The sequence below is a fragment of the Vibrio sp. 1727 genome (assembly GCF_033344415.1).
GTDB classification, from domain to species: domain Bacteria; phylum Pseudomonadota; class Gammaproteobacteria; order Enterobacterales; family Vibrionaceae; genus Vibrio; species Vibrio alginolyticus.
The window spans coordinates 1-500 of the sequence record NZ_JAWPOT010000736.1 but is presented as its reverse complement, the minus strand read 5'-3'; the positions used below and the strand labels follow the sequence as shown (position 1 = coordinate 500).

At 49.0% G+C, this 500-nt stretch carries 1 protein-coding gene and 1 pseudogene; one reads left to right on the top strand and one right to left on the bottom strand.

Going from position 1 to position 500, the window contains the following annotated elements; all coding sequences use genetic code 11:
* Positions 1-144 (top strand): annotated as a pseudogene (locus R8O10_RS27885) (LysR family transcriptional regulator); the annotation flags it as partial.
* A gap of 21 nt (positions 145-165) precedes the next feature.
* On the opposite strand, the gene R8O10_RS27880 reads toward R8O10_RS27885, so the two are convergent.
* Positions 166-500, bottom strand: a 335-nt coding sequence (locus R8O10_RS27880; protein ID WP_318192316.1) for a CZB domain-containing protein, incomplete at its 5' end; no start/stop codon positions are given.

Sequence of the window (500 nt, the reverse complement as noted above, 5' to 3'; positions counted from 1 at the left end):
GGAGAACTTGTCGCGCCTTTTGAACGCGTTAACACAGGGAGAGGGTACGATTTGATTTGTTTAAACGGCCAGCAGCACAGACCGAAAAATGCGGCGTTTATCGAATGGCTAGAAACGCAGCTACCTCCCCTTGCATCGCAATAAAAACAAAGGGAGGCATAAGTCTTAGTTTGCGATGATTTCATCCATCAAGCGGTCAATGTGAATCACCACTTGCTCACTCGCGTCTTCCATCGAGTTGATGGAGGTCACCATGCCAGCCATATTTCCTGACTTCGCGTGGTTCATTGCATCACGGCCGCTATCGTGCACACCTTTGTGTGGCGCTTCGAGCTGCGCGTAGCTTCTTAGTTGGCTATATGCTTTGCCGTCACCTCGGTAGTACCACTGGCCCAATCGACATTCTGAATGGCTATTGACGGTTTCACCAAAAGAGCCACTTTGCAGCAAGCGATAGATGTTGTTTTTCCAAATGGCATGATCAAGCTTGACCGTATCGA